This window comes from Moorena sp. SIO4G3, from assembly GCF_010692305.1.
GTDB lineage: Bacteria > Cyanobacteriota > Cyanobacteriia > Cyanobacteriales > Coleofasciculaceae > Moorena > Moorena producens_A.
Genome location: NZ_JAAHIG010000251.1, coordinates 1 through 13,462, shown reverse-complemented (window position 1 = coordinate 13,462; position 13,462 = coordinate 1). Strand labels below are relative to the sequence as shown.

The following is a 13,462-nucleotide window of genomic DNA, read 5'->3' as shown; positions in this document are numbered from 1 at the left end:
TATTACCTGATCATTCCACTCAAAACTGATCATCTTCCTCTGACCACAGCCCCTGGGACTCAGCCGCCCTGGGGCTACTTCTATGGTTGACCTGATCACCCCTGGCAATAACTCCAACTGCTTACCCGTCTCTACTCCTTGAGACTGTTTGGGGGTTCGCGGTTAATGAATTATATATAGTTAAAATTTTCCGGAAAGTTTTGCATAAAAATCCGAATTACTAGTGATGAGTATATAGAGCAAGTAAAAACACCATGCTCTGAGCAAAACCGCTCCTATTAAAAATGAGTATTTCTTGAATAACTTTTCTGGATACAACTCAGACAAATAGGGTGAATCTTTCCGAATAGAACAATCCACAAATTGTCAAACAATAGCAATCAATAAGGAGCAAATGACATGGGAACTTATACCGGTAACGACTCAAACAACTACTTCCAGGCACGCAAAGAAGGTTTTTGGCCATTCAAGAGATGGAAGTCTTGGACAATGTCCGGTAATGGTGGCAACGATACCCTGATTGGTGGCCCGAAAAACGACAGCATATATGGTGATGATGGTAACGACCGTCTTTCCGGTAACAGCGGTAATGATTACCTCAGTGGTGGCTCTGGCAACGATTCCCTTTATGGTGGTTCTGGTAACGACCGTCTTTATGGTTACTTTGGCAACGACTACCTAAATGGTGGTACAGGCAGTGACTCGATGTATGGTGGCACCGGCAATGACCGCTATGTAGTTGACAGCACCGGGGATGTGGTCACCGAATACTTCAATCAGGGTATTGATACGGTTTCTTCCTCCATCAGCTACACCCTAGGAGCTAACCTGGAACACTTGACCCTGACTGGTAGTGCTTACTCGGGCTACGGTAATAGCCTCAACAACATCATCAGTGGTAACAATTCCAACAACTACCTCTGGGGTAAATCTGGCAATGACTCCTTGTATGGGAATGGTGGTAATGATTCTCTTTATGGTGATGTAGGCAACGACTACCTCTCTGGTGGCTCTGGCAACGACTACCTCTCTGGTTACTCTGGCAACGACACCCTTCGTGGTGGCTCTGGCAACGACACCCTTTATGGTGGCTTTGGCAACGATTACCTTTATGGTGACTCTGGCAACGACTTCCTATTTGGTAACTCTGGTAATGACACTCTTTATGGTGGTACAGGCAACGACACCCTGACCGGTGGCTCTGGTAATGACTCTCTCCAGGGTTATCAAGGTAGTAGTTCCGGCCAACAGGACACTTTAACTGGTGGCACAGGTACGGATACTTTCGTCTTAGGTAAGAATGCTTTTGGCACCGAAATTGGCTACATTGGTGATGCTAACTCGGGATACGCGACAATCACTGACTTTAATCAGACAGAAGGTGATAAAGTTCGCCTCGGTGGTAGTATCAGTGATTACATTGTGTTTAACCTTATTAATGTTAGTGGTAGCTCAGCACTGGATACAACCCTATATTACAAGGGGGACTTAATTGCCGTCTTCCAAGATGACACCAGTTTTAATATTAACTCTGATGCAATATTTTAGGTTGAATAGGACTTAGTAAGTTTCGTTAGTATTGCCTCCCTAATCCCTAGATTTGGGAATGGGGGCAATACTCCATTATTATTACTTAATAATCCCACTCAAAACTGATCATCCTTCTTTGAACCGCCCCTTGGACTCCGCTCCTTTGGGGCTACTCCTATTGTTAACCTGATCACCCCTGGAAATCCAACTGCTTACCTTTCTGAGCCCCCTTGGACCGAATTAAGAACTGTTATGCATAATTTTATATCATATTTATAAAAGTTTTATCTAGTTAAAGGTTTAGTCATTTTTTTGTAAAAGTTATAATTTTTATCTGAGTTAGATCTACAATCAAATTGGATCTAAGTAAGCCATCAATAGCAAGAGTTGATTTAACTCCTAATTACTTAAATCCAGGTTAAGACTATCTGTCTTCGATATATCAGTTCATGGTGCTCCATAAATCAAGGGGTCGATAGGGTCTAACGAATTGACTTGATCGACTTGATTGTTAGATGAACTGACCTGTTAATCAATCAACATATTATCAATAAAATCACGATTTAGTAGCGTTTAGTAATCAGGTTTTTAACGCTACTAACAGAGGCATTTTTGTGATTTTTTGGAAATATGTAACGGTCAACATCAGGATTGTTGATCAAGATTACCCTTGACTTACCCATAAACTGGGTATCTTAAGTTCCACTATTAATAATGAGTATTTCTTGAAAAACTTTTCAGGATATAACTCCGACAAATAGGGTGAATCTTTCCGAATCGAACAATCCACAAATTTTCAAACAATTGCAATCGATAAGGAGCAAATGACATGGGAAGTTACTATGGTAACAACTCAAATAACTACAAAAAAGCACACAAAGAACGTGGGTTCATATTCAAGAAATGGAAGTCTTGGACAATGTCCGGTAATGGTGGCAACGATACCCTGATTGGTGCCAAGAAAAACGACACCCTATACGGTGATAGTGGTAATGACCGTCTCGAGGGTAAGGGCGGCAACGACTACCTCTCTGGTGGCTTTGGCAATGACACCCTTGATGGTGGTACAGGCAGTGACCGGATGTATGGTGGCAGGGGCAATGACCGCTATGTGGTTAACAGCACCAAGGATGTGGTCACCGAATACGTCAATCAGGGTATTGATACAGTCGAATCCTCCATCAACTACACCCTAGGAGCCAACCTGGAAAACTTGACCCTGACTGGTAGTGCTTACTCCGGCTACGGTAACAGCCTCAACAACAGGATCAGTGGTAACAATTCCAACAACCTCCTCCGGGGGTATTCTGGGAATGACTACTTGTATGGGTATGGTGGTAATGACACTCTTAGCGGTGATGTAGGCAACGACTACCTCTATGGTGGCTCTGGCAACGACTATATCTATGGTATCTCTGGCAATGACTACCTAGATGGTGGTACAGGCAGTGACTGGATGTATGGTGGGACGGGTAATGACCGCTATGTAGTTAACAGCACCGGGGATGTGGTCACCGAATACTTCAATCAGGGTATTGATACAGTATACTCCTCCATCAGCTACACCCTAGGATTAAACCTGGAAAACTTGACCCTGACTGGTAATGCTTACTACGGCTACGGTAACAGCCTCAACAACATCATCCGTGGTAACAGTTACAACAACTACCTTTGGGGGTCTTCAGGTAATGACTCCTTGTATGGGAATGCTGGTAATGACACCCTCTCTGGTGGCTCTGGCAACGACTACCTTTATGGTGGCTTAGGCAACGACTACCTCTATGGTGGCTCTGGCAATGACTACCTGAATGGTGGTACAGGCAGTGACCGGATGTATGGTGGCACGGGCAATGACCGCTATGTGGTTGACAGCACCAAGGATGTGGTCACCGAATACGTCAATGAGGGTATTGATACAGTCTACTCCTCCATCAGCTACACCCTAGGAGCCAACCTGGAAAACTTGACTCTGACTGGTAGTGCTTACTCCGGCTACGGTAACAGCCTCAACAACAGCATCAGTGGTAACAATTCCAACAACTACCTCTGGGGGAAATCTGGCAATGACTACTTGTATGGGAATGGTGGTAATGACTCCCTTTATGGTGATCTAGGCAACGACTACCTCTCTGGTGGCGCTGGCAACGACTACCTTTCTGGTGGCTTAGGCAACGACACCCTTTATGGTAGCTCTGGCAAGGACACCCTTTATGGTGGCTCTGGCAAGGACACCCTTTATGGTGGCTCTGGCAACGACTACCTCTCTGGTTCCTCTGGTAACGACTACCTCTCTGGTTACTCTGGTAACGACACTCTAATTGGTGGCTCTGGCAACGACACCCTGACCGGCGGCTCTGGGAATGACTCTCTCCAGGGTTATCAACGTAGTAGTCAAAAGGAACGGGACATTCTAACTGGTGGCACAGGTAAGGATACCTTCGTCTTAGGTAAGAATGGTTATATCACCGAGATTGGCTACATTGGTGATTTTGGCTCGGGATACGCCACCATCACTGACTTTGATTGGAAAGAAGGTGATAAAGTTCGCCTCGGTGGTGGTATTAGTGATTACACTGTCAATAAGAGTTTCAATTTTAGTGGTACATCAGCAAAGGACACAGCTCTATATTACAAGGGAGACTTAATTGGTGTCTTCCAAGATGACACCAGCTTTAATCTTAAGCTTGATACAATATTTTAGCTTGAATAGGACTTAGTAAGTTTAGTTAGTATTGCCCCGCTAATCCCTTGATTTGGGAATCGGGGCAATACTCCATTATTATTACCTAATCATCCCACTCAAAACTGATCATCCTTCTTTGAACCGCCCCTTGGACTCCGCTCCTTTGGGGCTACTCCTATTGTTAAGCTGATCACCCCTGGAACTCAAACTGCTTACCTGTCTGGGCACCTTTGGACCGAATTGAGAACTGTTATATCTAATTTCATATCATCTTTATCAAAGCTTTATATAGTTAAAGATTTAGTGAGTTTTTTGTAAACGTTATAATTTTTATCCGAGTAAGATATATAATCCAATTGGATCTAATTAAGCCATCAATAGCAATACTTAATTGAAGCGCTAATTACTTAGATCCAGATTAAAACTATCTGTCTTGGATATATCAGTTCATGGTGCTCCACTAATCAAGGGATCGATAGGGTCTAACGAATTGACTTGATCGACTTGATTGTTAGATGAACTGACCTGTTAATCAATCAACATATTATCAATAAAATCACGATTTAGTAGCGTTGAGTAATCAGGTTTTTTACGCTACTAACAGAGGCATTTTTGTGATTTTTTGGAAATATGTAACGGTCAAAATCAGGATTGTTGATCAAGATTACCCTTGACTTACCCATAAACTCGGTATCTTAAGTTCCACTATTAAGAATGAGTATTTCTTGAAAAATTTTTCTTGATGTAACTCAGACAAATAGGGGGAATCTTTCCGAACAGAACAATTCACAACTTTTCAAACAATTGCAATCGATAGGAAATAAATGACATGGCAAATCCCGGTAACGGCGACAACAACAACAACAACCTTTGTGGTGACTCTAGTGACAACAGTATCTTTGGTTTTGATGGTGACGACACCATAAAGGGTGAGGCTGGCAACGACACCCTTTATGGTGGTACAGGCAACGACTTCTTAGATGGTGGCTCTGGTAATGACTACCTTTTTGATGATCTTGGTGACGATTCAATGTATGGTGGCGCTGGTAACGACTACTTTGATGGTGGTTCTGGCAACGACTCAATGTATGGTGGCACGGGCGATGACACCTATGTGGTTAACAGCCCGGGAGATGTAGTCACTGAAAACCCCAATGAGGGTATTGATACAATCATCTCCTCCATCGACTACACCCTAGAAATCAACCCCAACGTGGAAAAGTTGATCTTGACTGAAAGTGCTCACTACGGCTACGGTAACACTCTCGACAACACCATCGTTGGTAAAGATAACAACAACGTGCTCTCGGGGAATTCTGGCAATGATGACTTGTATGGGAATGGTGGTAATGACATCCTTAGCGGTGGTTTTGGCAACGACTCCCTATTTGGTGGCCTTGGCAAGGACTTGCTAATTGGTGACCCTGGCAACGACTTGCTGATTGGTGACTTAGGCAACGACTCCCTATTTGGTTATTCTGGCAACGACTCCCTATTTGGTGACTCTGGCAATGACACTCTCCAGGGTTATAAAGCTAGTAGTCAAGGGGAACTGGACATTTTAACTGGTGGCACGGGGGCGGATACCTTCGTATTAGGTAAGAATGCTTTTGGCACGGAGATTGGCTACTTTGGTGATTATAATTCGGGGTACGCCAAAATTACTGACTTTAATGGGGCAGAAGGTGATAAAGTTCAGCTCGGTGGTTCGGAGGCTGATATCGATAATGCGATTTACACGCTGTCTGGCAACAATCTATTGTACAACGGGGACTTAATTGCTGTCTTCCAAGGCTCGACTGATTTTGATATTAACAACTCTGCTCATGTAATGTTTTAGGTTCAATAGAACTTAGTAAATTTAGTTAGCTGTCCGGCAAAAGAAGCCCCACACCTAATGCGTAGCATAGGTGTGGGATGAATTTTGCACAGGGTATTATAAAATTGCTATAATATATGTACTGATAAACAAAGCCGAAAATGCTGGTTTGTCAGACACCTACGTTCCTAAAAAAGAGAACTTATTGTATTGTTCCGGCACGGAGGGGCATCCCGTGTCGTTAATAAAGCTTACCGAGTATCCGAAGCAATGGCTGGAGTTGGTAAGAAGCCCACACTGTAATCTTCGATTCAGTGTGGGAGTATGTCACTATTGTCCCCGTAACCCCCTAGATTTAGGAATAGGGGCAATACTCCATTATTATTACCAGATCATCCCACTTAAAACTCATCATCCTCATCTCCCCACTTCCCCTTAGACTCAGCCGCCCTGGGGCTACTCCTAGGCTTCACTTGATAGCCCTTCTCTGGCAAGAGTTCCAACTGCTTACCCGTCTTCGCCCGTTCGGGCTGTTTGCGCCTTCGCGGTTCATTCTTGCTACCACCACCATGGCGACGCCAAGAGGTCCGTTCTTCAGAGGTATCCTCGGCTACTACTTCATACAATAACGCTACCTTCTCCCCATCTTTACCTTTACGCAATACCCGACCCAAGCGCTGGATATATTCCCGAGATGAACCGGTCCCTGATAGGATAATCGCTACTCGCGCATCGGGTACATCGACTCCCTCATTCAATACATGGGATGCGGCTAAACAGCGATACTCTCCCTCCCGAAATCGCTTCAAAATATCATGACGCTCTTTGACTGGAGTTTGATGAGTAATCGCGGGAATTAATAACTCTTGAGAAATGCGATAAAGTGTAGCATTACCATTGGTAAAAATTAACATCTTCTCTGGGTAATGCTGAGCCAGTAAATCTAGCAAAATCCTTAATTTTCCATCAGTACCCAAAGCAATTTCTTTGGCTTCCCGGTGAGCTAACATGGCACGGCGTCCGCTTTGCGATCGCGCACTTGCCATCACAAACTGCTGCCAACCTTTAATACTGCCGAGATGAATGTTGGAGGTCCTCAAAAAATCATTGCGCAACGCCATGCAAGAATTATAGCGATCGCGTTCTTTTTGGGAGAGCTTGACCTTAATCTGAATTACCTTATGGTCAGCTAGGGCCAAACCCGCCAATTGATCAGGGCTTTTCCGATAAACCTCTGGTCCTATCAAACCATTAAGGTCCCAATGACGGCCATCGGAGCGGTCTGGGGTTGCTGTCAGTCCTAACCGATAGGGTGCGATCGCATATTCCGCAATCACCTTATAAAAATCCGTAGGTAAGTGATGACACTCATCAAAAATCACCAAAGCGTACCGATTCCCTAACGTTTCCGCATGAATAGTGGCACTATCATAGGTGGCGATCAGGATAGGCGTGCGATCGCGAGAACCACCCCCCAACACTCCCACCTCCACATCTGGAAAGGCTGCTTCCAGTTGAGCATACCACTGGTGCATTAAATCTAGGGTTGGTACCACAACTATGGTACTACGAGGAGTGTCTTGCATTGCCAACTGAGCCAGATAAGTCTTACCTGCTCCCGTTGGTAGCACCACTACCCCTTGACGACCGGCTCGCTTCCATGCCAACAGAGCTTCCCGTTGATGGGGATAAGGTTCCATCTCAAAACTAGATACTAGTGGCAGAGGCACAAATTCCCTAGCATCATCAATAAAATCAACCTTTTCTCTGAGTAAGGTTTCTACCAGAGGACGATAGTGAATTCCTCTAATCCGAAACTTCTCTACCCGATCATCCCAAGTGGCATATTCCACCCAAGCGTTGCCCCTCGGTGGTGGATGCAAAATCAGAGTTCCCCGGTCAAACGTTAATCTAGGGGTGCGTGGCATGGATTCAAGGACGTTTCTTTGCTATTGTCGTACCGGTTCCGTTGCCAGGCTTTGGCCTAGCTTCAATAGCTAATAATACCAGACCACTGAACTTTCTTAAGTTGATTACGGCGATAGGAAAAGAAACGCTCCGGTTCCGAGTAAGTGCAGTGGGGTGCGATCGCAATTTGTTCTGAATCAATGCCCAATTGTTCCAACTGTAAGACATTGACTCGCCGCACATCCAAGCGTACTCGTCCGGGTTTGGGGTCATCTAATATCGGGGAGTCGTCTAGCTGCTGCAACACCCCCAGAATTGATTCGGTGCTATCCCCTTGATCAGTAGATACAATACTAGCTCCCACTTCAGCCGCCACGGTTTCTGATACCTGATAGCATTCCCCTGCAATTGCTGGACCGAGAGCAATGCGTAGATTTTCTTTACGGCTACCATTGTCTAGCAATCGTGCGATCGCATTAGGAACAATCCGTTGAGCAGTACCCCGCCAACCCGCATGAACTGCTGCTACCTGTCCAGTTTCCATATCCCCAATCAGTAAGGGCGTACAATCTGCCGTACAAACCCACACAGCTTGCTTAGCTTCCTCACTTATAATACCATCAGCCGGTGGTTTATTGGAGTCTGGCTCACCGTTTTGGGTACTTTCAATTTCCCCAGGAGTCAGTACTGTATTGCCGTGGACCTGTTTCACTCGATACACCTGGGCATCAGGCTGGAGTACATCGACCATTTCTTCAGGAGAACGGGGAGAAAATGCTGAGGTGAAGAAGCCGTGATTCCATTGGTTCAATAGGCTACTCGTTAAATAGGGCAAATTATTCCAAGTGTCCCAGTGCCAGGTATGCATTTAAATTTTATTAACGGTTTACACTTTACAGTTTACCGTTTAAATTTTACAGTTTATCCTTTCAGCTGTTGTGGATTTAAATTAGATATTCTTCAGTTATACAAAAAATCAAACCCTTTCCCCCTGCTCCCTGCTCCCTGCTCCCTGCTCCCTTGCTCTCATAACCTAAAACTTTCAATTAAACCAGCTTACTGTCATAAATTAAGGCAAATTCCAAACTTTAATACTATCATCTCTACTGCCACTGACTAAGGTTTTTCCATCGGGACTAATCGCCAGAGAACTCACCCAGTTTGTATGACCAGTGAGGGTATTTTTTAACTCCCCTGTTTCTAAATTCCAAACCTTAATGGTATTATTAGCACTACCACTAACCAAGGTTTTACCATCGGGGCTAATCGCCAGAGAATGAACATAGTATATATGTCCAGTCAAGGTATTTTTTAATTCCCCAGTTGTCAAATCCCAAATTTTAATATTACGGTCTAAACTACTACTAAATAAGGTTTTGCCATCAGGACTAATGATTATAGAAACAACGGAATCTCTATGACCAGTCAGGGTCTTTTTTAGATCACCTGTATCCAAATCCCAAATTCTGATCGTATTGCCACCATTGCCACTAACTAATGTTTTGCCATCAGGGCTAATCACCACCGAACTAACCCAATTTGTTTCCCCTGTCAGGGTTTGTTTTAGCTTACCCGTCGGTAAATCCCAAACTTTGATGGTGTGGTCATAACTGCCACTGACTAAGGTTTTTCCATCAGAACTAATAGCAACAGAACTAATAAAGCCCTGATGACCAGTAAGGTTCTTTTTGAGCTGACCCGTTTTCAAATTCCAAATCTTGACAGTGTTGTCATCGCCACCACTAACAATAGTTTCTCCATCAGGAGTAATAGCGACGGAATAAACATTGCCATCATGGCCATTCAGGGTTCTAACTAACTCACCTTTCGGCAAATTCCAAATTTTTACAGTATGATCATTACTACCACTTACCAAATAGTTACTATCAGGACTAACAGCAATAGAACGCACTGAGTTAGAGTGTCCATTGAGAGTAGTTTTGAGGTAGGTGCTGCTGGGTAAACCAGCAATCAAAAAACTTAAATTAGAGGGAAAGGTTTGATACCTAAAATATCCATATCCTTGAGTAATTAATCCTAGAGATAATAAATAAAATCCTCCCATCATCACTTGTTTTTTTAACTGGTTATTTGGTCTGAATGACGTTAAAAAATTTAGAAAGGACTCGTGATACTTAGAGGTTGATTTAGAGGGATTAGCCGGGGGGGGCGCAGACTGAAGCTCCAACACCTCCAAAACTTGGTCTACAGACTGATAACGGTGCTGATAGCTTTCTGGGAGCAGCCGATCCATTATCCACCACAATTGTTCACTCACCGGTTGCTTTAAATACTTTCGCCAAGTATTTACCCAGCGATAGCCTTGTTTCTTCCACAAATCCCAAGGATGAACATTGGTCAGCAAATGAAAGCACGTCGTGCCCAAACTGTATAAATCACTAGCAGCATAGGCTTTACCTCCCTCCATTTGTTCCATAGGCACATAGCCAAAGGAACCGATAGTGGTGCCAGTGATATTAGCCATGACCGTAGCCCTCAATTGCTTGGCTATCCCAAAATCGATTAGTACTAGCTGATTCTTTTTTTCAGATCCTTGACCCGAACCAGGACGGCGAATGATATTACCTGGTTTAATATCTCGGTGAATCACCTTCTGTTGATGGACAAACTTGAGAATAGTTAGCAGTTCAAATAAAACATCCTTAATCTTGTCTTCACTGAATGCTCCTGCTTCTGCCAACTCTTGCTCTAAGGTTTTCCCCTCGATATACTCTTGGAGCAAATATAAGCGCTGATCTTCCTCAAAGTAAGCTAGCAAGGTAGGGATTTGGGGATGTTGTCCCAGCCTTTGCAATTGTTTTGCCTCTTGCTCAAATAATTCTCGTGCCTTTTTGAGTGCCTTCGTTCCCTCAATTTGGGGGGCTAGCTGCTTAATCACACAGTATTCATCCAATTTGTCCCTATCTTCTGCCAAATAGGTTTTGGAAAATCCCCCATCTCCGATGGGTCGAATTGGACGATAGCGGTTTTTCAAGATAACCAGTTTGTTACCACAGCTTTGGCAAAACTGGTTATCATCCGGATTAATGGGATTCTGGCAATCGGGATTAAGACAGCAGATCATACTGGCAGGTCATCAGGGAATTTGGGTATGAGATACTCTTAAACCGTAATAAAACCGGATAAATCGGTATCAAACGGTCAAGGTGCAGTTTATTGTGGTCTGAGTGAGGAGTGGTTAGCGGCAATTGGAGTTAAGCCTACCACCCATCTTTCTAGACGTTCCTGGTATCTCGACCAGGAGTTGCTTGAAAGCCCGAGTTTTACTATGCTTACAATCAAGCCAGCCAAGCTCAACTGCATCAAGCAGACTCAGTCCCATCCCTTTCAAGAAACGCGCGGTACGACGCAACAACACTGCTTGTACCTCGGTCTTACTCATATACCGAGTTATTTCCTTGTCCGTACCCCGAGCAAGGATGTTCTTTGCAGCATTGTGGTCAGCCTGCAACACGACCCCATCAAATCTGGTAAAACTGTCCCCGCTTCTTTGTCCCAATAGGGTTCCGGTCACGGAGTCAATTTGCGACGTGTAACTAGGCTGGACTTCTGTAATAACCGAGCCGGTCCAATTAGCCCATTTCTGCAAGGAGTTCCGCATTTCTCCTTTCATCCAACTATTAAGCTTGCGGGACATGGCTTTGGACTGGCGTTTTCCTTTGATCGGTTGTGTTAAATCTTCTGCAAAAACTTTTAGTGGTTCCCCATTAAAAAGGGATTTAGATGCAGCTCCTATAATAGCTCTCAATTCTGATTGATTTTGCCTATAACGCTTGTTTTCTGTCTTTCGACTAAGATTATTTTTTAATATTCGAGCTGACTTAGCTGGATCTAGTTTTTCTAGCTTTCTGTGAAATGCCCAAAGCTTACCTCTATTCCTGTTCTTTGCACATATTCGATCGGATTTATTGGTAGCTGCTTTTCCCAGTCTCTTGCCGTGTGCCCGACCTTCCGAGTCATAGAAAGCCTCCGTGTACCCTTTGTCTACTCCTACACTGCGGCGATAAGAAGGAATTTCTACGGTTCCATGGTCTACTAGAAAGTGAATCTCAAATTTTTGTGACAAGTTGTCATAGATTAATCTAATCTGACCTTTGATTTTACGATTAGATCTGACAATTATCTTATTCCTTTTTCCTCTCTTTAATCCAGCTAACTCTAATTGATAAGTATTACGAGAAAGCTGTCTACAGGTATAACCTACCTGCTGATAAACTATTTGATTCTTAACCCAAGAATGTCCTCTCTGAAACTCCTTTCTAATAAGTCTGTGAAGGAGTGGATTATCCAGCAAAGCTAAAGTCTTAAGCTGTTGGCAAAGTTCCTTTCTGGTCTTTTGATTCTCTTTTCCAGGAAACCTTTTGTAAATTTTCTTTATTACAGCATCAGTGCAGGCCGCCTGTTGGGCTGTAATGGCTTTCGCTACATCGTTGATAGTCCAATCCATTAGCTTAGCAGGCAACCCCAAGGTGTCAGGAGTCCTAAAACTCTTAACCTCTGGGATAGCCTTTTTCCAGTCCATCCCCCAATGATTGATGCTACCTAGTTTGTTGTAAGACTCAGCCCTTACGACGCCTAGCTTTTTCATTACCTTCAGCAACTCAAGCTCAACAGACTTAGTCATCCCTACTACTGGGACGATTTGAGTCGATATCTTCTTTGTTGCTCCTACTTTTTTCGGCATCATTAGGGCTGAGTCCTACATTTCCATTATACTCTAGCGCTAGCGAAATTTCCATGTCTGTTTTGTGATATTAAATCCCATTTTATCCCGTTTTATTAGGGTTTAATTGCGAGACTAGGTAAGTATTCAGCTATCAGCGTGTCGCGTATCAGCGATCAGCTTATGGGCAAGCTACTTGAGGTACCAAAGGCCAACAACTGAACACTGACCACTGACGGCTAACCGCTGACGGGTGAATGCATACATGACTAGGCTACCCGCGAGGGTAGTGTTTTCCTCTTGATTTTCCTCTTAAGAGGGAGCATGTCACAGTTAAATGGGGTACGGTAGTACTTACGGTAGAAATTCCCTGGTATCAGGATGCTTTTGGTAGATGCTAGCCATAGATGCTAGACTTAGCGGTTGGCTAATCGGCTACAGTAGCGGCCAGCCCTTTTCCCTTTCCGGTGAAATTTGGCTAATCGGATTAAATGATGGGATTAAGGATTTGAGCTGTTGACCAATCCTTAGGATTAAGGGTACTGGTTATTTTACCTTCAATGAATAATTTTAGCAGAATTTCAGCAAACGCGTTCGCGTAGCGTGACCGTAGGTCAATCGCAATCTGGTTAACCCGTTACAGGTTATAGGTTACAGGTTATAGGTTACAGGTTATAGGTTACAGGTTATAGGTTACAGGTTACAGGTTAGGCGGTGATTAAACCTTGGCCAAAAGGCCACGCTACGCGAACAACCTCTTTTAGGAACTATACTTTCTCACGGAAGTCATGGATTCATAGTGGGTACGGCTAACGGCTGATACCTGAATGCTTACCAT

General features: G+C 43.9%; 7 protein-coding genes. 3 read left to right on the top strand and 4 right to left on the bottom strand.

Translation table 11 applies throughout. The annotated features are described in order from the left end of the window. The first annotated feature begins 399 nt into the window (after positions 1-399). From F6J99_RS31195 to F6J99_RS31185, 3 genes are all read left to right on the top strand, one after another. A complete protein-coding gene (locus tag F6J99_RS31195; RefSeq protein ID WP_293118770.1) occupies positions 400-1,548 on the top strand; it encodes a calcium-binding protein in 1,149 nt (382 codons plus the stop codon). Positions 1,549-2,359: 811 nt separating this feature from the next. Further along, the gene (locus tag F6J99_RS31190) at positions 2,360-4,231 is read left to right on the top strand and encodes a calcium-binding protein (protein WP_293118768.1); all 1,872 of its coding nucleotides are present in this window, start codon (positions 2,360-2,362) and stop codon (positions 4,229-4,231) included. Positions 4,232-5,042: 811 nt separating this feature from the next. Then, positions 5,043-6,053 (top strand): calcium-binding protein, encoded by a 1,011-nt coding sequence (locus tag F6J99_RS31185; RefSeq protein WP_293118766.1) that lies wholly within the window; start codon positions 5,043-5,045, stop codon positions 6,051-6,053. A gap of 380 nt (positions 6,054-6,433) precedes the next feature. Here F6J99_RS31185 and F6J99_RS31180 read toward each other — a convergent pair whose 3' ends face one another. From F6J99_RS31180 to F6J99_RS31165, 4 genes are all read right to left on the bottom strand, one after another. Further along, on the bottom strand, positions 6,434-7,960 hold the full coding sequence (locus tag F6J99_RS31180) for a DEAD/DEAH box helicase family protein (protein ID WP_293118764.1): 1,527 nt from the start codon (positions 7,958-7,960) through the stop codon (positions 6,434-6,436). Positions 7,961-8,022: 62 nt separating this feature from the next. Next, a complete protein-coding gene (gene pgeF / locus F6J99_RS31175; RefSeq protein WP_293118762.1) occupies positions 8,023-8,808 on the bottom strand; it encodes a peptidoglycan editing factor PgeF in 786 nt (261 codons plus the stop codon). Positions 8,809-9,009: 201 nt separating this feature from the next. After that, positions 9,010-11,025, bottom strand: coding sequence for a WD40 repeat domain-containing serine/threonine-protein kinase (locus F6J99_RS31170; RefSeq protein ID WP_293118760.1), 2,016 nt, complete (start codon positions 11,023-11,025; stop codon positions 9,010-9,012). Positions 11,026-11,139: 114 nt separating this feature from the next. Continuing rightward, positions 11,140-12,645, bottom strand: coding sequence for a zinc ribbon domain-containing protein (locus F6J99_RS31165; RefSeq protein ID WP_293118772.1), 1,506 nt, complete (start codon positions 12,643-12,645; stop codon positions 11,140-11,142). Positions 12,646-13,462 lie beyond the last annotated feature (817 nt).